Genomic DNA, 17,772 nt, shown 5'->3' on the forward strand with positions numbered 1-17,772 from the left:
ATCACGCAATCCTGTAGGAGCGAGGCTTGCCCGCGAAGGCGTCCGCCCAACCAACAAATACCTACTGCGCAGCCCGCGCCGGCAACAGCTTCAACGTACTCCGCGTATTCGCCGTCACTTCTTCATCACTGAAATGCGCCTGCACGTACGTCCCTTCGATATACGCCTCTGCCTGATCGTCATAGTGACTGTCGAACGGCACGCCACTCTGGCCGACCGGGTTGATGGTCAGGCTGTGGGCCGGGTCGGCGAAGTCGATCAGGCGCCGGGTCGACGGGCCATATGTCACTGGCCACGGCGCCGGGCCGATCCTGGCCGAGAGGTTGTTCGGCACTTCGTGGGTGCCGGGCGCGTCGAATGGACCGACGTTGAAAATCCGGTCCAACGGCTTCTGCATCCCCAGCGGATGACCGTGGGTCAATGTGTGCACCTTGCCCCACTGCCACTGGGTGAAATCGGCGCCCATGGTGGTTTTCAGATGCGCGATGCTCGCCTGCCACGCGACCTTGACCGTGTCGGCGCGAGTTTCCTTGGCCGGGGTGTTGCGGTTGTCCCACCACGGCGAATCGGCGCTGGCGGCCAGGCGCGGTAGCGCGGCGTCGATCACCCGGGTCGAGAGCAAGGTTTCAAAGAAATCATTGCCCAGTTCATCGCGCATCGTCGCGTCGGTCAGGTTGAACAGGAACTGGTTGAACACCGTGGCATTGATGGAACTGAGCGGGTAGTCGCCCTGCCATTGCGCCAGTTGCTCGACCAATTTGCGTTCCGCCGGATCGCTCACCACTTCACGTAATACCGGCAGCAACGGCGCCAGCAAGCGCGGGCCGTAGGCGGTGGTGGTGCCTAGTTGCAGCTTCTGGTTGGCGTCGTTGTCCCACTTCACGTTCTTGTCGCTGAGCTGGCGATTGAGCTGCTGACCGCGATCGGCGAGGTTGTAGTAACCAGGGATTTCCATGCCAGTCGGCGAAACCGGCTGGAAGTTGGCCGAGACGATATAGCCTCGCGCCGGGTTTTCTTCTTGGGGGTTGGCGCTAAACGGGTAGAAGCCTTCCTTGTCTGCCTGATTGCTGCTGCCGTCGAGGATGAAACCGGGCTTCACCCCGGCCGGACGCTTGGGCAGCAGGGCCGAGGCCCACCAGCCGATATCACCCTTGGCGTTGGCATACACGATGTTCAGCCCCGGCGCCTGCACCTTGGCCGCTGCGGCGCGGGCCTTGGCCAGGGTGTCGGCGCGGTTGAGCTGATAGAAACCTTCGAGAATCGGATTCGGCGTTTCGAGGAACGCCCACCACATGGCGACCGGCGTCTTGCCCGCCGCCGTGCCGAGCGCATCGTTGATGATCGGGCCGTGAGGCGACTGGCGCAGGATCAGCGTGACCGGCGGCTGGCCCTTCACGGCGATCTGCTGCTCGGTGTTGAGCATGTCCACCCACTTGCCTCGATACCAGACTTGGTTCGGGTTGTCCGGGTTGACCTTCTCGGCGATCAGGTCCAGGTCGTCGTTCTGGAACATGGTCAGGCTCCAGCCGAAATCCAGGTTGTGCCCGAGAAAGGCAAACGGCACCAGCGCTTGGTGATGACCGTACAACTCGAAACCCGGCGCCGACAGTTGCGCCTCGTACCACACCGACGGCACCGAGAAGCGAATGTGCGGGTCACCGGCCAGCAGCGGCTTGCCGCTTTTGCTGTGGTTGCCGGAGATGACCCAGGCGTTGCTGCCTTCGAACTGCGGCAGGCCATTGTCGGCCAGGGCTTGTTCACTGAGGCGGGCGAGGGCGTTCAGGTCTTTCCAGTCGCTGGCGGCGAGGGCCGGGCCGGGCTTGGCGTGGGTCTTGGCGAGTACGCCTTTGGGCTGCCAGTCGAGGTCGAAGATGTTCAGGTAGCCGGGGCCGAGCTGATCGCGCACATAGGTCATCAAGGGTTCGGTGCGAAACGCCGCGGCAAAACTGTAGGCCATGTAACCGGCGACGCTGATGCTGTCTTCGGCGGTGAAGGTGCGCTTGTGGATGCCCAGCACGTCGAACTCGATGGGCGCGGCGTGGGTGTCCTGATATTGGTTGATCCCGTCCAGATAGGCTTGCAGGGCCTTCCACGCCGGTGACTGGCGATCCAGCGAGGCCACATAACTCTCGGCGCGTTCGCGGATGCGCAGGCTGCGGAACAATTTGTCGGTGTCCAGCAGTTTCGGCCCGAGGACTTCCGCCAGTTCGCCACGGGCGAGGCGGCGCATGGCTTCCATCTGGAACAAACGGTCCTGGGCGTGCACGTAGCCGAGGGCGCGATAGAGATCGGTTTCGTTGTCGGCACGGATATGCGGCACGCCGCGCTCGTCGTAGCGCACGGTCACCGAACCTTGCAGGTGTTGCAGCTCCACCTGGCCCTGGCGCGTCGGCTGCTTGCTGTAGACATACCCGCCAACCCCGATGGCGAGCACGACGATCAGCAAGGCAAGTACGGTCAGGACGCGTTTCATGGTGACTCCTTGTTCTTCTTCGATTGCCGCCCGTGCGGGCTGCAAACATGTAGCACAGACCTCCTGTGCCGGGCACTGCCGTCCTCGAATAGTCCGGAATGCCTTACTGCACTTCCACCGGCCACGGGCAGTAGCAACCCACCGCCAGCGTATGAGTCGCGCTGACCGCGCGGCCTTCGTTCAGCGCTTGCAGGATCGGTTCGATAAAGCTGTTGCTCGAATTGCAGGTCAGGCCTTCGCTGTACGGACCGAAATACGCCAGCTTGCCGGCGCGGTCCCAGATCGCCACCGCCGGGCTGGCGGGGATCTGCTCGGAGCCGGGCAGCACGGTGATGGTTTTCAGGTTGCTCAAGGTGCTCGGCAACTGGCCGTGGCTGCCGGGTTTTTGTACCGCATAAAACTCGACGCCTTGCGGCACGTAGTGCTCGACCAGTTCGGTGAGGTGCTGTTGATTGCCGACGTTGCACGGGCAGGCCGGGTCCCAGAAATGCACGAGGCGGATGGCGCCGGGGCCGGCGAGGTCGTCGGGCAGGCGCAGCGGATCGCCGGAAAACACCGCCGTGTGTTCGCTGAACGCCCGCAGGTAACGCCCCTGAAACCAGTCGTAAGCCGCCCACAGCACGCCGGCGCACACGAGGGCGAGCAGGCTGGCAAGTAGAGTGGTGCGGTAGGCCGGACGCATGGGTTTCAATCCTCGAAGGTCGCCCAGCTTGCCATGCTTGCCGCGACAGATGAATATCGCAGGCCCATAAAGTCTGTTTCGCGTTCTGGAATAACCATGCCTGCCACTTTCGACCCCGATCATTTGCGCGCCAGCCTGCGGCCATTGGCCGAGTGGCAGCCGTTATCGATGGAGGGCCTGGCCTATCAAGCTTTTTATCGACTGGATTTCCCCGGCCGCACGCTGCGCCATGGTCTGGGGCGTTTTCAGGTCGATGATTATGAGGTGGTCAGCCAGGTCTGGTGGCCGGAACGGGCGAAGGCGACGCTGTTTCTGTTTCACGGTTTCTACGATCACACCGGGCTGTATCGGCATGTGATCGAGTGGGCGCTGGATCAGGATTTTGCCGTGATCGCCTGCGACTTGCCGGGGCATGGGCTGTCCAGCGGCGAACGCGCGAGCATCAAGGATTTCGCCGAGTATCAGGACACCCTGCAAGGCTTGTTCGCCGAGGCGCAGTCCCTGGCGTTGCCGCAGCCGTGGCACTTGTGCGGGCAGAGCACCGGCGGGGCGATCGTGGTTGATCATGTGCTCAACCAAGGGGCGAGCAGCCCGGCTCAAGGGCAGATCATTTTGTTGTCGCCGCTGGTTCGACCCCGCGCCTGGGGTTGGTCGCAGTTGAGTTATTACCTGCTCAGGCCTTTCGTCAAAGGCATCGCCCGGCGCTTCAGCGAGAATTCCAATGACCCGGCGTTTTTGCCGTTTCTGCAGGCCGATCCGTTGCAGCCGCTGCGCTTGCCGACCGCTTGGGTGGGTGCGTTGGGGCGCTGGATCAAGCGCATCGAAGCGGCGGCGCACAGTCCGCGACGGCCACTGATCGTGCAGGGGCAGGCGGACATGACGGTGGATTGGGAGCACAACCTTGAGGTGCTGAAGACCAAGTTTGATCGGCCCCAGGTGTTGATGCTGCCTGAGGCGCGGCATCATTTGGCGAATGAGACTGAGGCGTTGCGGGAGGAGTATTTCGGGTTTTTGACGAAGCGGATCAAGGGCCGGAATCTGTAGCGAACATTAGGGCCTCTTCGCGGGCAAGCCTCGCTCCTACATTTGGAATGCATACCCCTGTAGGAGCGAGGCTTGCCCGCGAAGGCGATTTATCAGGCGCCGAAATTACTGAAGGTTCGTCTGCCCCACCGCCAACCCCGCCCGAATCGCCGCCAGCGCTGCCTGGTAATACGCCTTGCCTTCCGCCGACTCGGCAAACGTGGCGAATTCTTCCAGTTCGGTATCCGACAAGTCGCGATACACGTAGAGCAGCGTGTTGTTGAGGTCGGCGCCGATTTGATCCATCAGGCGCTGGCGCTGACCATTCAACATCCCCGGTGCCTGACCGCCACCGAGCAGCCCGGGAATCATCGAACTCAAGCTGTCCGCCGCGACGCCAGCAATCGCCAGGGTCACTTCTGCACCGGCTTCGCGAGCGGGCAATGCCTGGGCCAGATGGCCGATGATCAGCAGGCGAGTGTCGCTGGCTTCAATCTTGGGCAAGCCCTTGGCGTTTTTCGCCAGTTGATCGCGGCGGGTCGCCAGTAATTCGGCGGCGACGATTTTCTTGCCCAGTGGTGTTTGAAAGAAAGTGAGAGCCGGTTTCGGGTCGGCGAGGGTCTTGCGCAGTTGCGCTTCGGCGCGCTGGTCCATGGCCTGGGGGGCGAAGCGCTGGTTGCTGTTGTTCACCAGGGCTTGAAACACGGCGGGCGGCAGGCTGTTCTGGTAGCGCTGCTGGGCGGCGGAGAGGGCGTCGTTGAAATGCGCGCGTTGATCTGGCCAACCGGCGACCTTGTACAACTGGTCGTGGCCGTCTGCCCAAGCGGGCAAAACACAGAACATCAACAGTGAAAAAAGCAAACGGCGCATAGGGACTCCTGTCGGCAGGCGACTATTCTCCGTGCGGTACAAGAACTTGTCGAGAATTCGTATCAGCCCGCTGCGCGGCTCTGTCGGATTTGTGGGCACAGGAATACTATGCGCGCCATGCAAATACCCTCTGATCACCCGCTGCTGTTACGTATCGTCGACGACTTGGCCGAACAGGGCTGGTCGCAGCAGAATATTTTCCTGCCTCTGGGTCTGACCCGGGAACTGGCGGCTGAGTGCCGTAAACGTGCGGCCGAGGGTGAATTGGCCCCGGCGGCGGTAGGGCGCGGGCCGACTTCGGAGATTCGCGAAGGCATCCGGGGTGATCACATCCAGTGGCTCGAACCCGGCGAAACCGAGGCCTGTGACAGTTACCTGAGCTTGATGGACAGCCTGCGCGAGGCGATGAATCGCGGGTTGTTCCTCGGCCTGGAAGATTTCGAGAGCCATTTCGCCCTGTACCCGCCCGGCGCGTTCTACCTCAAGCATGTGGACCGTTTCCGCGACGACGACCGACGCATGGTCTCGGCGGTGATCTACCTCAACGACGCCTGGCTGCCCGAACACGGCGGCGAACTGCGCATGTACCTCAAGAACGGCGTCGAACACAATGTGGTGCCCACCGGCGGTTGCCTGGTGGTGTTCCTGTCGGGCGAAGTGCCCCACGAAGTCCTGCCCGCCACCCGGGATCGCCTGTCGTTGACCGGTTGGTTCCGCCGTCGCGGTAACGAGCCGTTCTGATCATGCACAAGATTCTGGTGAGCCGCTGCCTGCTGGGCCATCGCGTACGTTACGACGGCGGCGCGAGCGGGCCGTTTGATCTGCTGGACCAATGGATCGCCGAGGGCCGGGTCGTGCCGTTATGCCCGGAAGTGGCGGGTGGCTTGCCGACGCCGAGGGCGGCGGCGGAGATTCCGGGCGGGCAGGGCGGGCAAGTGCTGGATGGCCAGGCGCCGGTGATCACTACCGAGGGTGAGGACGTCAGTGCGGCGTTTTTGTCGGGGGCTTATCAGGCGTTGGAGCTGGTGCAGAAGCACGGCATCCGGATTGCAGTGTTGAAGGCCAACAGTCCGTCGTGCGGGAACCTACTGACCTATGACGGCAGCTTCAGCGGTGTGAAGGTCAGTGGCGAAGGGGTGACGGCAGCGTTGCTCAAGCGTCATGGGGTGAAAGTGTTCAGTGAGCTGGAGTTGCGGCAAGCCGCAGAGGCCCTGGCAGCCCTGAACTAACGCCTTGAACTGAACAACTGTGGGAGCGAGCTTGCTCGCGATAGCGGTCTGTCAGGCGACATCTCTACCAACTGACAGGGTCTCATCGCGAGCAAGCTCGCTCCCACAGGGGTTATTCATCAGCCCGGAATCAGGGCTTGGGCTCCACACTCGTATCCGCCCCAAACCACTTCTGCGTCAACGCTTCCAATCGGCCATCTGCCTTGATCCGCTGCAACGCGTTGTCGAGGCTGGCGTGGAAAGCCGGGTTGCCTTTCTGGAACGGAATTGCCAGGGTCACCGGCTGACTCTCCTTCGGCACCGCTGCCTTCAGCGACTGCACCAGCAGCATCGACTGCGGCTCTTCTTTCTGCACGATCAATTGCGCATCGGTGTGGCTGTAGGGTTCGCTGAAGTCGAAACGATCCTTCAGATCCGCGGTCATTGCTATGTGGTTGATCGCCACGTCGTACTTGCCGGTTTCAACGCCTGGCAGCAGATCGCTGGTGTCGGTGACGACGAAGTCGGCGCGCACATCCAGTTCGTTGGCCAGCAGTTGTCCCAGCTCGACTTCGAACCCGGTCAGTTTGCCGTCGTCCTTGAAATTGAAGGGCGGTGTATTAGCCTCAAGAGCAATACGCAATTCGCCGCGGTCAAATACATCGTCAATCAATTCGGCATGAGCCAAAGGGCTCAAAAGGGGTAGCAGGCAGATCAGGCCAGGCAAAAAACGCATGGTCACTCCTTTGAATTCATTATCGCGATGCTCTGGTTCAGGCTCGCTTTGCTATGGTTGTCGAGGTCCTTCGACAACGAATGGCCGTTAAGTTGTCTCGGCCACGCGGATTTTACGGAAAAACTGGAGAAGAGAATGAAAACGTTTATGCCACGAGCAGCATTGGCTGGCCTGTTGATGGGTGTGTCGGTGCTGGCCAGCGCCGCGACTCCGGCGCCTAAAGGTGCGGAAGTGTTCATCGTATCTCCCGAAGACGGCGCCACTGTCCCGGAAACCTTCACCGTCAAGTTCGGTGTCAAGGACGTGGCCCTCGCCCCGGCTGGCGACGTCACCAAAAACACGGGTCATCACCATTTGCTGATTGATGTAAAAGAATTGCCAGCCGCCGGCGCGCCGATTCCGCTGGACGCCAACCACATGCACTTCGGCAAGGCGCAGACCCAGGCCGAAATCAAACTGACCCCGGGCAAGCACACCTTGCAACTGGAACTGGGTGACAGCGGCCACATGCCGTTCGATCCACCGATCGTTTCGAAGAAGATCACCGTCAACGTTAAATAAAAAAAGGGAGCCCCTTTCGGGGGCTCCCTTTTTTTATAGCGGCAAGCTCCAAGCTGCAAGCCTTAAGTTAAAGCAAAAGCCAACTCAACTTGCCGCTTGAAACTTGCCGCTTGCCGCTGTCTTAGAATAAGACCCGGCAACGAATGGTGCCGTTGATGTGCTGCAGTTTCTCTTGGGCGATTTCCGAGTAGTCGGCATCGACGTCGATAACCACGTAGCCGACTTTCTCGTTGGTCTGCAGGAACTGACCGGAGATGTTGATACCGTTTTCGGCGAAGACCTTGTTGATCTCGCTCATCACACCCGGGATGTTCTCGTGGATGTGCAGCAGACGGTGCTTGCCAGGGTGAGCCGGCAGGGCTACTTCCGGGAAGTTCACCGACGATACGGATGTACCGTTGTCGCTGTACTTGACCAGTTTCTCTGCCACTTCCAGACCGATGTTGGCTTGCGCTTCAGCGGTGGAACCACCGATGTGCGGGGTCAGGATCACGTTGTCCAGGCCACGCAGCGGGCTTTCGAACTCTTCGTCGTTGGAGCGTGGCTCCACCGGGAATACGTCGATTGCGGCGCCGATCAGGTGCTTGTCCTTGATCGCGTCGGCCAGGGCTTGCAGTTCAACCACGGTGCCGCGAGCGGCGTTGATCAGGATGCCGCCCTTCTTGATGGCGCGGATTTCCTTCTCGCCGATCATCCACTGGGTGGCGGCGGTTTCCGGAACGTGCAGGGTGACGATGTCAGACATGCCCAGCAGATCGGTCAGGCTGCCGACCTGAGTCGCGTTGCCCAATGGCAGCTTGGTCACGGTGTCGTAGAAGTACACCTGCATGCCCAGGCCTTCCGCCAGGACCGACAGCTGCGTACCGATCGAGCCGTAACCGACGATGCCGAGCTTCTTGCCACGGATTTCGAAGGAATTGGCCGCGCTCTTGATCCATCCGCCACGGTGGCAGGAAGCGTTCTTCTCAGGGATGCCGCGCAACAACAGGATCGCTTCGGCCAGCACCAGCTCAGCCACGGAGCGAGTGTTGGAGTACGGCGCGTTGAACACCGCGATACCGCGTTCGCGGGCAGCGTTCAGGTCAACCTGGTTGGTGCCGATGCAGAAACACCCTACAGCCACGAGCTTCTTCGCGTGATCGAAGATCTCTTCGGTCAGTTGAGTGCGGGAGCGAATGCCGATGAAGTGCGCATCAGCGATCTTTTCCTTCAGCTGGGCTTCCGGCAGAGAACCCGTGAGGTACTCGATGCTGGTGTAGCCCGCCGACTTGAGAACGTCGACAGCCGATTGGTGGACGCCTTCGAGAAGAAGGAACTTGATCTTGCTCTTATCGAGAGAAGTCTTGCTCATCTGCGTAAACCTGTATCCCGGAGAAAAATGGCAGGAAATAGCCAGCAGACGCTGACCCGGACGGCAAGAAAGCCGTCACCGCAGAATAGCCCTTGGGCACTACTCTGCGGGGTCGGTATGCTAGCATACGCACCCCGCTAAACACTCATTCCTGCGACGTGAAGCGTTCTCAGGATGACCATGAATTGTTCGAGAGTTCTGTCGATGACCAATCCTGCCCTGATTGAAGAGCTGAAGACCCTGGTTGAGCCTGGCAAGGTGCTGACCGATGCCGACTCCCTGAATGCTTACGGTAAGGATTGGACCAAGCATTTCGCCCCGGCCCCTACGGCCATCGTGTTTCCCAAGACCACCGAGCAAGTCCAGGCCATCGTGCGCTGGGCCAACGCGCACAAGGTTGCGCTGGTGCCGTCCGGCGGTCGTACCGGGCTGTCCGCCGCTGCCGTGGCCGCGAATGGCGAAGTGGTCGTGTCGTTCGACTACATGAACCAGATTCTCGATGTGAACCTCACCGATCGCACCGCTGTTTGTCAGCCAGGCGTGGTTACCGAGCATTTGCAGAACGTCGCTGAAGAGAAAGGCCTGTACTACCCGGTGGACTTCGCTTCCGCCGGTTCGAGCCAGATTGGCGGCAATATCGGCACCAATGCCGGCGGGATCAAGGTGATTCGCTACGGCATGACCCGCAACTGGGTGGCCGGCATGAAAGTCGTCACCGGCAAGGGCGATGTGCTGGAACTGAACCGCGACCTGATCAAGAACGCCACCGGCTACGACCTGCGTCAGCTGTTCATCGGCGCGGAAGGCACCCTCGGTTTTGTCGTTGAAGCCACCATGCGCCTCGACCGAGCGCCGAAAAACCTCACCGCCATGGTCCTCGGCACCACCGATTTCGACTCGATCATGCCGGTATTGCACGCCTTCCAAAGCAAACTCGACCTGACCGCGTTCGAATTCTTCTCCGACAAAGCCCTGGCTAAAGTCATGGGCCGCGGCGATGTACCGGCGCCGTTCGAAACCGATTGCCCGTTCTACGCGCTGCTGGAATTCGAAGCGACCACGGAAGAAGTGGCCAACCACGCCCTGGAAACTTTCGAGCACTGTGTCGAGCAGGGCTGGGTGCTGGACGGTGTGATGAGCCAGAGCGAAACCCAGCTGCAGAACCTGTGGAAGCTGCGCGAGTACATCTCCGAAACCATCTCCCACTGGACGCCGTACAAAAACGACATTTCGGTCACCGTATCGAAAGTCCCGGCGTTCCTGAAGGAAATCGACGCGATCGTCGGCGAACACTACCCGGACTTCGAAATCGTCTGGTTCGGCCACATCGGCGACGGCAACCTGCACTTGAACATCCTCAAGCCGGAAAACCTGAGCAAGGATGAGTTCTTTGCCAAGTGCGCTACGGTGAACAAATGGGTGTTCGAAACCGTCGAGAAGTACAACGGTTCGATTTCCGCCGAACACGGCGTGGGCATGACCAAGCGTGATTACTTGACCTATAGCCGCTCGCCGGTTGAGATCGAGTACATGAAAGCCGTCAAGGCAGTGTTCGACCCGAACGGCATCATGAACCCGGGCAAAATCTTCGCGGTGTGAGCCGCGAACTTCACGAATTCACCAGGCAGGAGTCGGTAATGAGCTATCAGCACCAGTATGTCGACGGTACGCGTATTCACTTCCCGCTGGGGAAAGTGGTGTGCATCGGCCGTAACTATGCCGAGCACGCCAAGGAACTGGATAACCCGGTCCCGACCGAGCCGTTGCTGTTCATCAAGCCGGGCAGTTGCGTGGTGCCGCTGGAAGGCGGTTTTGCCATTCCGACCGAACGTGGCGGGGTGCACTACGAAGCGGAAATCGCCGTGTTGATCGGCAAGCCGCTGTCGACCAAGCCGAGCCGCGAAGAAGTGCTGGATGCGATCTCCGGTTTCGCCCCGGCCCTGGACCTGACCCTGCGGGACAAGCAGTCCGAACTGAAAGCCAAGGGCCTGCCGTGGGAAATCGCCAAGTCGTTTGATGGCGCGGCAGTGATTGCACCGTTCGTGGTTGGCAGCACTTTTGCAGACCTGACCGACATCGGCATTCGCCTGACCATCAACGGCGAAGTCCGCCAGGATGGCAACAGCAAGGACATGCTCAACCCGATCGTGCCGATGATCCAGTACATGGCCGGCTGCTTCTCGCTGCAGGCTGGGGACGTGATCCTGACCGGTACGCCGGTGGGCGTTGGCCCGCTGAATGTCGGTGATGAGATCGTGCTGGAATTGCCGGGCGCCAGCAGCTTCACCAGCAGCGTTCGCTAACCGCAACACCGCTAAACCCTGTGGGAGCGAGCTTGCTCGCGATGAGGCCGTGTCAGTCGACATAGATGTTGACTGATAGACCGCTATCGCGAGCAAGCTCGCTCCCACAGTAGGTTTTGTGATCTCAGGTTTTGTGATCGCACATGGCTTTCCCGCCATTTCCCGTTTTTTTCACATTCTGTCTGGATAATTCCGCGGTTCCTGGCGTCTGAGCCTGCTCGTTTGTGCTATTACCCTTAGCCTGAATTTCTGGAACGCATCCCCTGATGGCCACGCAACCGCTCCCGACTCTGCAAACCCCTCGTCGTCCACGATTCCTGATGCGCTGGTATTACTGGCTGTTGCTGGTGATTGCGGCGGGTTACGGCCTGGCGTTTGCCATGCATTGGGACGACCGCGGCGTGCTTTGGTTGCGCGAGCGTCTGGAAACCCCGGCCGAGCGTCAGCAGAGCGTCTGGCTCCCGGATTACCGGGCGGTGATCGATGCCAAGTTGCTGCCGGGCATGGAAAAGGACGAGGCTTCGGATCTGTCTTACGACCCGCAGACCAAAACCCTGTTCTCGGTCATGGGCAAAAACCCGTTCCTGGTCGAACTGACCCTGCAGGGCGAGGTGTTGCGCAAGATGCCGCTGGTGGGCTGGACCAACCCGGAAGGCGTGACGACCATGGGCAATGGCTTGATCGCCATCACCGATGAGCGTGAGCACATGTTGTCGATCATCAAGGTCGATGCCTCCACTCGCGAACTACGCCGCGAAGACTTTCCGAAATACGACCTGGGCCCGTCGAAAGACCAGAACAAGGCGTTCGAAGCCATCGTCTGGGATCCGCGCAACCAGCAACTGCTGCTGGGTGAAGAGCGCCCGCCAGCGCTGTTCAGCTGGAAAAGCGATGGCAGCCAGACTCTCAAGGGTGACAAGCAGAAACTCACCAGTAACGAACTGGACATCCGCAACCTGTCGGCCCTCGCCATCGACCCGCGCACTGGCCACACCCTGGTGCTGTCCGCCGACTCGCACCTGTTGCTGGAACTGGACGAGAAGGGCGAGCAAGTCAGCTTCATGACCCTGCTGGGCGGTTTCAACGGCCTGAAGAAAACCATTCCCCGCGCTGAAGGCGTGACCATGGACGAAGCGGGCACGTTGTACATGGTCAGCGAGCCGAATCTGTTTTATCGCTTCGAAAAACAGAAGTAACCGTTCGCTTCACGAAACACACCTGTAGGAGTACGGCTTGCCGGCGAAGGCGTCCTTGAGGTCGCCATCGCCAGCAGGCGCGCTCCCACAGTTGTGGTCGAAGGCCACTGGCCATTAAGCTTGAATTCAGATGGCCGTGGTATTTCATCCGCCCGCCCTGTTTTCGAGCCTGCCTGAATGCGTCGACTTGCCCGTCCCAAACCCCTGATTTTGATCCTGTCGGTGATTGCGTTGATCGTGCTCGTCGCGCTCGGCCAGTACCTGCGCCTGTTCGAGCGCGCCTGGTTCAATATGCACACGCTATGGCAGCCGGCAGGTGAGCATTCCATTGGCCTGGACCAGTATCGGGTGGTGATTGAGGCGCAAGTGATCGATGGGCTGGACGATGACGTCTCGGCGCTGACCTACGATCCGGTGCGCAAGAGCCTGTTCACGGTGACCAACAAAAATGCCGAACTGATTGAGCTTTCACTGGATGGCAAGATCTTGCGGCGGATTTCTCTGATCGGCTTCGGCGACCCGGAAGCGGTGGAGTTCATTAGCGCCGACACCTACGTGGTCACCGATGAAAGCCAGCAGCGCCTGATCAAGATTCATCTGGAGAAGGACACCACGTTCCTCGACGCCGCCGACGCGGAACAGATGACCCTCGGTGTGCACATGAGCGGCAACAAGGGTTTCGAAGGCCTGGCGTACGACTCGGTGGGCAAGCGCCTGTTTGTCGCCAAGGAGCGCGACCCGATGCTGATCTACGAAGTGCAGGGCTTCCCCCATTACAACCCGGAAAAATCCTACGCCGTGCATGTGGTCAACAACCCCAAGCGCGATGCCGGGATGTTTGTGCGGGACCTGTCGAGCCTGCAATACGATGAGCGCAGCGGCCACTTGATGGCGCTGTCCGACGAGTCACGGCTGATCATGGAACTGGATGTGGATGGGCGACCGCTGAGCACGATGTCCCTGAACAAGGGGCGCCAGGGCCTGCAAAAGACTGTGCCGCAGGCGGAAGGGATTGCGATGGATGACGACGGCACGCTGTACCTGGTGAGCGAACCGAACCTGTTCTACACCTTCAAAAAGCCCACACAACCCTGACCAACATCGTTATTCCCTGTAGGAGCGAAGCTTGCTCGCGAAGAGGCCATAACATTCAACATCTCAGTCGACTGTTACGCCCTCTTCGCGAGCAAGCTTCGCTCCTACAGGGGTAATGCGTCAGGCCTTGAGGGTTTTGACGCCTTCGCTAGTCCCCAACAACAGCAAATCCGCCGGACGCGCCGCGAACAAACCATTGGTGACCACGCCGACGATCGCATTGATCTGCGTCTCCAGCTCCACCGGGTTGGTGATCTGCATGTTGAACACGTCGAGGATGATGTTGCCGTTGTCGGTCAGTACGCCTTCACGGTAAACCGGGTCGCCGCCCAGTTTCACCAACTCACGGGCCACGTGGCTGCGGGCCATCGGGATCACTTCCACCGGCAGCGGGAACGCGCCGAGCACCGGCACCAGTTTGCTGCCGTCGGCGATGCAGATGAACGTCTTGGCCACGGCCGCGACGATCTTCTCGCGGGTCAGGGCTGCGCCGCCGCCCTTGATCAGGTTCAGGTGCGCGTCGCTTTCATCGGCGCCGTCGACGTAGAACTCCAGATCGCTGACGGTGTTCAGCTCATACACCGGAATCCCGTGGCCCTTCAGGCGCGCGGCGGTGGCTTCGGAACTGGCGACGGCGCCATCGAACGCACCCTTGTGCTTGGCCAGTGCATCGATGAAGCAGTTGGCAGTGGAGCCGGTGCCGACACCGACGACGCTCTTGTCGTCGAGTTTCGGAAGGATGAAGTCGACGGCGGCCTGGGCCACTGCCTGTTTGAGTTGATCCTGGGTCATGCGGGCTCCGAAGCGGGCAAGGGGAGAACGGAAAGGCCGGCATTATAGGCTTCGGGGCGGGGAAGGTCATTGGCCGATTGGCAGGCCGCGAGCATTCCTTGCGACCGCTACCTGTAGGAGCGAGGCTTGCCCGCGAAAGCGATCCAACTGCCAACATTTATGCTGGATCTCACGGCCCCTTCGCGGGCAAGCCTCGCTCCTACAGGTCCATGATCCGATCCGGGGAGGCTAAAACCACCTGTTTAGTGTGGTCGCCCGCCCGAAAGCCGGGTTAGACTCCTTGGCCCTGCCCAACCCGCTCAGTGATGCTTTCCGATGCTCGAACAGTACGTCAAAAAGATCCTCACCTCGCGCGTTTATGACGTTGCCGTAGAAACCCCGTTGCAGACTGCTCGCCAGCTCTCCGAGCGGCTGGGCAACAGTATTTGGCTCAAGCGCGAAGACTTGCAGCCGGTGTTCTCGTTCAAGATTCGCGGCGCTTACAACAAGCTGACCCAGTTGAGCGATGAAGAACGTGCGCGCGGCGTGGTCACCGCCTCGGCGGGCAACCATGCGCAGGGCCTGGCCCTGGCGGCCAAGGTGTTGGGCGTGAAAGCGACCATCGTCATGCCCAAGACCACCCCGGAAATCAAAGTCGAAGGCGTGCGCTCGCGTGGCGGCAAAGTGGTGCTGCACGGCGATTCGTTCCCGGAAGCCCTGGCCTACTCGCTGAAACTGGTCGACGAAAAAGGCTACGTCTACATCCACCCGTATGACGATCCCCACACCATTGCCGGGCAGGGCACGGTGGCCATGGAGATTCTGCGCCAGCACCCTGGCCGTCTCGATGCGATTTTCGTCCCGGTGGGCGGCGGCGGTTTGATCGCCGGCATCGCGGCGTACGTGAAATACCTGCGTCCGGAAATCAAGATCATCGGCGTCGAGCCGGACGATTCCAATTGCCTGCAAGCTGCGATGGCGGCTGGCGAGCGGGTGATTCTGCCGACCGTGGGCATCTTTGCCGATGGCGTGGCAGTGGCGCAGATCGGCCAGCACACCTTCGATATCTGCAAAGACTACGTCGATGAAGTGATCACCGTCAGCACCGATGAAATCTGCGCGGCGATCAAGGATATCTACGACGATACCCGCTCGATCACCGAGCCTGCCGGCGCTCTCGGCGTGGCCGGGATCAAAAAGTACGTCGACCTGAATGGCGTCACCGGTCACACCTTCGTGGCCATCGACTCCGGCGCCAACGTCAACTTCGATCGCTTGCGCCATGTCGCCGAACGCGCCGAACTGGGTGAAGGTCGCGAAGCCATCATTGCCGTGACCATCCCGGAGAAACCGGGCAGCTTCAAGGCGTTCTGCGAAGCCATCGGCAAACGCCAGATCACCGAGTTCAACTACCGCTACAACACCGGTAGCGAAGCGCACATCTTCGTTGGCGTGCAGACGCACCCGGACAACGACCCGCGCAGTGCGCTGATCGCCAGCCTCAGCGAGCAAGGTTTCCCGGTGCTGGACCTGACCGACAACGAACTGGCCAAGCTGCACATCCGCCACATGGTCGGTGGTCGCGCGGCGCACGTGGTCGATGAAGTGATTTTGCGTTTCGAATTTCCGGAGCGTCCGGGCGCGCTGTTCAACTTCCTTAATAAGCTGGGCGGGCGCTGGAACATCTCGATGTTCCACTACCGCAACCATGGCGCCGCGGATGGGCGTGTGGTCGCCGGCCTGCAAGTGCCTCACGATGAACGTCATCTGGTGCCCGCAGCACTGGAAGAAATCGGCTACCCGTACTGGGATGAAAGCGACAACCCGGCCTACAAACTGTTTCTCGGCTGAGCGGCTACGCTGATGGGCACGTCATAAGGAAATCGAACCATGGAAACGTTAACCGCCCTGAAAGTGGCGCATGTGGTGGCAACGGTATTGCTGCTGGCCAGCGCCCTGGGTCTGGCGATATGGGTCGGACTTGCGCGGCGCAAGGGTGATGCGACGGCGGGAAGTCGTACGTTGCAACGGCCGCGAGTGTTTGTCTGGTTGCTGATGGGCCTGGCGTTGCTGAGCATGCCGTTCACCGGTTGGTGGATGGTGCATCTGGTGGGCTGGCCGCTGGGGCAGACGTGGATTCTGGCGTCGAGCGTGCTGTACACCGTGGCGGCGCTGGCGTGGTTCTGGTTGCTGGTGCGTCTTAACAAGCTGCGCACGGCGCCGGGTGGCGTGGGGAAATTTACCTTTGCGTTGGCGTTGTTCAGTTTTGTCTGCTTGATCGCGATTGCGGGGTTGATGGGCGCCAAGCCGGTTTAGGGCTTAAGACCGAGGTGACCCCTTCGCGGGCAAGCCTCGCTCCTACAGGATTATGCCGTCCTTGTGGGAGCGAGGCTTGCCCGCGAAGGGGATTTCAATCGCGCAGAGACATCACCGGCCAGCCACGCTTCTCGGCTTCGGCACGTAAATTTGGATCAGGGTCCACAGCCACCGGATTCGCCACCTGCTCCAGCAGCGGCAAATCATTCATCGAATCGCTATAGAAATAACTGTCTTCCAGCGAATACCCGGTCTCTTCCAGCCAACGATTCAGCCGCGTGACCTTGCCTTCCTTGAAGCACGGAACGTCGGTGCTGCGCCCGCTGTAGCGGCCGTCGACTATTTCGCATTCGGTGGCGATCAGGGTTTCAACGCCCAGGCGCCGGGCAATTGGCCCGGTGACGAAGCGGTTGGTGGCGGTGATGATCACCAGTTTGTCGCCGGCTTCGCGGTGCTTGGCCAGCAGTTCAAGGGCCTTGGGTAGTACGATCGGCTCGATGCAGTCGCGCATGTAGTCCCGATGCCATTGATCGAGGGTGGCCATCTCGGTGCGGCCGAGAATTTCCAGGCAGAAGTTCAGGTATTCGGCGTTATCCAGCTTGCCCGCCAGGTAGTCCTGATAGAACTCGTCGTTGCGTGCCTTGTAGGTCACGGCATCGAGAAAGCCGCGTTCGCACAGGTAATCGCCCCAAGCGTGGTCACTGTCACCGCCCAAAAGCGTGTTGTCCAAGTCGAATAAAGCCAGCCGCATTGCAGTTACTCGCTGAAAAGTCTGTAGAAAGGTCCCCAGAATACGTACTTTTCACAAGAGTGCACATAAGGTGGGCCGGCTCGTTGCTGCCTTCACAACCTTTGTGGAACAATGCGGCGACATGCGTTTGCGAGGTTGTTGCCGTGATCGACCCCGATGGTTTCCGCCCCAATGTCGGGATCATTCTCACGAATGATGCCGGCCAGGTGCTATGGGCTCGCCGTATCAATCAAGATGCCTGGCAGTTTCCACAGGGAGGGATCAACCCCCAGGAGACGCCGGAAGACGCCTTGTACCGCGAGTTGAACGAAGAAGTCGGCCTGGAGCGCGAAGATGTTGAAATTCTCGCCTGCACCCGGGGCTGGTTGCGCTATCGTTTGCCGCAACGTCTGGTCCGTACCCACAGCCAACCGCTGTGCATCGGCCAGAAACAGAA

18 protein-coding genes are annotated in these 17,772 nt (G+C 60.4%); 11 read left to right on the forward strand and 7 right to left on the reverse strand.

Going from position 1 to position 17,772, the window contains the following annotated elements; genetic code table 11:
- Positions 1 to 61 precede the first annotated feature (61 nt).
- Both ACIOYV_RS30495 and ACIOYV_RS30500 read right to left on the reverse strand, forming a co-directional pair.
- A complete protein-coding gene (locus ACIOYV_RS30495) occupies positions 62 to 2,473 on the reverse strand; it encodes a penicillin acylase family protein (protein WP_401329803.1) in 2,412 nt (803 codons plus the stop codon).
- Between the two features lie 103 nt (positions 2,474 to 2,576).
- Entirely contained in the window at positions 2,577 to 3,155 is a 579-nt protein-coding gene (locus tag ACIOYV_RS30500; protein ID WP_054044547.1) for a DUF6436 domain-containing protein, read from the reverse strand.
- Between the two features lie 96 nt (positions 3,156 to 3,251).
- Here ACIOYV_RS30500 and ACIOYV_RS30505 point away from each other — a divergent pair, with 96 nt between their 5' ends.
- Positions 3,252 to 4,199, forward strand: a complete 948-nt coding sequence (locus ACIOYV_RS30505; RefSeq protein ID WP_401329806.1) for an alpha/beta hydrolase — start codon at positions 3,252 to 3,254, stop codon at positions 4,197 to 4,199.
- 105 nt (positions 4,200 to 4,304) lie between these two features.
- On the opposite strand, the gene ACIOYV_RS30510 is transcribed toward ACIOYV_RS30505, so the two are convergent.
- Positions 4,305 to 5,048 (reverse strand): DUF2059 domain-containing protein, encoded by a 744-nt coding sequence (locus tag ACIOYV_RS30510; protein WP_401329809.1) that lies wholly within the window; start codon positions 5,046 to 5,048, stop codon positions 4,305 to 4,307.
- A gap of 108 nt (positions 5,049 to 5,156) precedes the next feature.
- Between ACIOYV_RS30510 and ACIOYV_RS30515 the strand changes: the two genes are divergently transcribed.
- Positions 5,157 to 5,789, forward strand: coding sequence for a 2OG-Fe(II) oxygenase (locus ACIOYV_RS30515; protein ID WP_123597438.1), 633 nt, complete (start codon positions 5,157 to 5,159; stop codon positions 5,787 to 5,789).
- Between the two features lie 2 nt (positions 5,790 to 5,791).
- Positions 5,792 to 6,277, forward strand: a complete 486-nt coding sequence (locus tag ACIOYV_RS30520) for a DUF523 domain-containing protein (RefSeq protein WP_401329812.1) — start codon at positions 5,792 to 5,794, stop codon at positions 6,275 to 6,277.
- A 130-nt stretch (positions 6,278 to 6,407) separates the two neighbouring features.
- Here the strand turns inward: ACIOYV_RS30520 and ACIOYV_RS30525 are convergent, their stop codons facing one another.
- On the reverse strand, positions 6,408 to 6,992 hold the full coding sequence (locus ACIOYV_RS30525; RefSeq protein ID WP_401329815.1) for a transporter substrate-binding domain-containing protein: 585 nt from the start codon (positions 6,990 to 6,992) through the stop codon (positions 6,408 to 6,410).
- 135 nt (positions 6,993 to 7,127) lie between these two features.
- On the opposite strand from ACIOYV_RS30525, the gene ACIOYV_RS30530 reads away from it, so the two are divergent.
- Positions 7,128 to 7,553 carry a DUF4399 domain-containing protein gene (locus ACIOYV_RS30530; RefSeq protein WP_401329818.1) on the forward strand — a complete coding sequence of 142 codons (426 nt, stop codon included), beginning with the start codon at positions 7,128 to 7,130 and terminating at the stop codon, positions 7,551 to 7,553.
- 121 nt (positions 7,554 to 7,674) lie between these two features.
- Here the strand turns inward: ACIOYV_RS30530 and serA are convergent, their stop codons facing one another.
- Entirely contained in the window at positions 7,675 to 8,904 is a 1,230-nt protein-coding gene (serA, locus tag ACIOYV_RS30535; RefSeq protein ID WP_054044528.1) for a phosphoglycerate dehydrogenase, read from the reverse strand.
- 204 nt (positions 8,905 to 9,108) lie between these two features.
- On the opposite strand from serA, the gene ACIOYV_RS30540 reads away from it, so the two are divergent.
- From ACIOYV_RS30540 to ACIOYV_RS30555, 4 genes are all read left to right on the forward strand, one after another.
- A complete protein-coding gene (locus ACIOYV_RS30540; protein ID WP_054044526.1) occupies positions 9,109 to 10,503 on the forward strand; it encodes an FAD-binding oxidoreductase in 1,395 nt (464 codons plus the stop codon).
- Between the two features lie 38 nt (positions 10,504 to 10,541).
- Entirely contained in the window at positions 10,542 to 11,207 is a 666-nt protein-coding gene (locus ACIOYV_RS30545) for a fumarylacetoacetate hydrolase family protein (RefSeq protein WP_054044524.1), read from the forward strand.
- 266 nt (positions 11,208 to 11,473) lie between these two features.
- Positions 11,474 to 12,403 (forward strand): SdiA-regulated domain-containing protein, encoded by a 930-nt coding sequence (locus tag ACIOYV_RS30550; protein ID WP_054044522.1) that lies wholly within the window; start codon positions 11,474 to 11,476, stop codon positions 12,401 to 12,403.
- Between the two features lie 177 nt (positions 12,404 to 12,580).
- Positions 12,581 to 13,498: an SdiA-regulated domain-containing protein gene (locus ACIOYV_RS30555; protein WP_401329823.1), complete on the forward strand. Its 918-nt coding sequence runs from the start codon at positions 12,581 to 12,583 to the stop codon at positions 13,496 to 13,498.
- A 120-nt stretch (positions 13,499 to 13,618) separates the two neighbouring features.
- Here ACIOYV_RS30555 and rpiA read toward each other — a convergent pair whose 3' ends face one another.
- Positions 13,619 to 14,290: a ribose-5-phosphate isomerase RpiA gene (rpiA, locus tag ACIOYV_RS30560; protein WP_123509777.1), complete on the reverse strand. Its 672-nt coding sequence runs from the start codon at positions 14,288 to 14,290 to the stop codon at positions 13,619 to 13,621.
- Positions 14,291 to 14,605: 315 nt separating this feature from the next.
- Between rpiA and ilvA the strand changes: the two genes are divergently transcribed.
- Together ilvA and ACIOYV_RS30570 are read left to right on the forward strand one after the other, a co-directional pair.
- Positions 14,606 to 16,120, forward strand: coding sequence for a threonine ammonia-lyase, biosynthetic (ilvA, locus tag ACIOYV_RS30565; protein WP_054044516.1), 1,515 nt, complete (start codon positions 14,606 to 14,608; stop codon positions 16,118 to 16,120).
- Between the two features lie 39 nt (positions 16,121 to 16,159).
- On the forward strand, positions 16,160 to 16,585 hold the full coding sequence (locus ACIOYV_RS30570) for a DUF2269 family protein (RefSeq protein ID WP_401329826.1): 426 nt from the start codon (positions 16,160 to 16,162) through the stop codon (positions 16,583 to 16,585).
- 94 nt (positions 16,586 to 16,679) lie between these two features.
- On the opposite strand, the gene ACIOYV_RS30575 is transcribed toward ACIOYV_RS30570, so the two are convergent.
- Entirely contained in the window at positions 16,680 to 17,336 is a 657-nt protein-coding gene (locus ACIOYV_RS30575) for an HAD family hydrolase (protein WP_401329828.1), read from the reverse strand.
- A gap of 143 nt (positions 17,337 to 17,479) precedes the next feature.
- Between ACIOYV_RS30575 and ACIOYV_RS30580 the strand changes: the two genes are divergently transcribed.
- On the forward strand, positions 17,480 to 17,772 hold a 293-nt coding region (locus ACIOYV_RS30580; protein WP_401329831.1), incomplete at its 3' end, for an RNA pyrophosphohydrolase.

Source organism: Pseudomonas sp. NPDC087342 (assembly GCF_044744265.1).
In the GTDB taxonomy this organism is placed as follows: Bacteria; Pseudomonadota; Gammaproteobacteria; order Pseudomonadales; family Pseudomonadaceae; genus Aquipseudomonas; species Aquipseudomonas nunensis.

What these genes read in the sequence shown, in the direction of transcription:
- ACIOYV_RS30495 (WP_401329803.1), bottom strand. Translation starts at nt 2,473, where the DNA reads ATGAAACGCGTCCTGACCGTACTTGCCTTGCTGATCGTCGTGCTCGCC.
- ACIOYV_RS30500 (WP_054044547.1), bottom strand. Translation starts at nt 3,155, where the DNA reads ATGCGTCCGGCCTACCGCACCACTCTACTTGCCAGCCTGCTCGCCCTC.
- ACIOYV_RS30505 (WP_401329806.1), top strand. Translation starts at nt 3,252, where the DNA reads ATGCCTGCCACTTTCGACCCCGATCATTTGCGCGCCAGCCTGCGGCCA.
- ACIOYV_RS30510 (WP_401329809.1), bottom strand. Translation starts at nt 5,048, where the DNA reads ATGCGCCGTTTGCTTTTTTCACTGTTGATGTTCTGTGTTTTGCCCGCT.
- ACIOYV_RS30515 (WP_123597438.1), top strand. Translation starts at nt 5,157, where the DNA reads ATGCGCGCCATGCAAATACCCTCTGATCACCCGCTGCTGTTACGTATC.
- ACIOYV_RS30520 (WP_401329812.1), top strand. Translation starts at nt 5,792, where the DNA reads ATGCACAAGATTCTGGTGAGCCGCTGCCTGCTGGGCCATCGCGTACGT.
- ACIOYV_RS30525 (WP_401329815.1), bottom strand. Translation starts at nt 6,992, where the DNA reads ATGCGTTTTTTGCCTGGCCTGATCTGCCTGCTACCCCTTTTGAGCCCT.
- ACIOYV_RS30530 (WP_401329818.1), top strand. Translation starts at nt 7,128, where the DNA reads ATGAAAACGTTTATGCCACGAGCAGCATTGGCTGGCCTGTTGATGGGT.
- serA (WP_054044528.1), bottom strand. Translation starts at nt 8,904, where the DNA reads ATGAGCAAGACTTCTCTCGATAAGAGCAAGATCAAGTTCCTTCTTCTC.
- ACIOYV_RS30540 (WP_054044526.1), top strand. Translation starts at nt 9,109, where the DNA reads ATGACCAATCCTGCCCTGATTGAAGAGCTGAAGACCCTGGTTGAGCCT.
- ACIOYV_RS30545 (WP_054044524.1), top strand. Translation starts at nt 10,542, where the DNA reads ATGAGCTATCAGCACCAGTATGTCGACGGTACGCGTATTCACTTCCCG.
- ACIOYV_RS30550 (WP_054044522.1), top strand. Translation starts at nt 11,474, where the DNA reads ATGGCCACGCAACCGCTCCCGACTCTGCAAACCCCTCGTCGTCCACGA.
- ACIOYV_RS30555 (WP_401329823.1), top strand. Translation starts at nt 12,581, where the DNA reads ATGCGTCGACTTGCCCGTCCCAAACCCCTGATTTTGATCCTGTCGGTG.
- rpiA (WP_123509777.1), bottom strand. Translation starts at nt 14,290, where the DNA reads ATGACCCAGGATCAACTCAAACAGGCAGTGGCCCAGGCCGCCGTCGAC.
- ilvA (WP_054044516.1), top strand. Translation starts at nt 14,606, where the DNA reads ATGCTCGAACAGTACGTCAAAAAGATCCTCACCTCGCGCGTTTATGAC.
- ACIOYV_RS30570 (WP_401329826.1), top strand. Translation starts at nt 16,160, where the DNA reads ATGGAAACGTTAACCGCCCTGAAAGTGGCGCATGTGGTGGCAACGGTA.
- ACIOYV_RS30575 (WP_401329828.1), bottom strand. Translation starts at nt 17,336, where the DNA reads ATGCGGCTGGCTTTATTCGACTTGGACAACACGCTTTTGGGCGGTGAC.